We start from the raw sequence: 282 nt of genomic DNA, 5'->3' as shown, positions 1-282 counted from the left end.
TTGATTTATTTATGCAGGTTCTTGTGCAGTTAATAGCCGGTTACTCAACGGATTCTTCAGCCAATTGGCTGCGTCACGATCCAGTTTTTCAGCAGGGGCTAAATAAAACGACCTTAGGTTCACAGTCAATGGTTTCTCGTTTTATTCATCAACTATCGGAGGAGAATATCGTTCAACTTCAATCAATTGCCAAGGCATTGACCACTATCTATATCGGCCAGAAAAATACACAGCATATGATCATTGACGTGGATTCTACTCACTCAGACACCTTCGGAAAAC

General features: G+C 41.1%; 1 protein-coding gene. It reads left to right on the top strand.

Translation table 11 applies throughout. The annotated features are described in order from the left end of the window. Positions 1-282, top strand: a 282-nt coding sequence (locus ACYQ4S_RS12615; RefSeq protein WP_459771530.1) for a transposase, incomplete at both ends; no start/stop codon positions are given.

This window comes from Alkalibacterium sp. s-m-28 (assembly GCF_054658175.1).
This window is presented reverse-complemented; position numbering and strand designations above follow the sequence as displayed.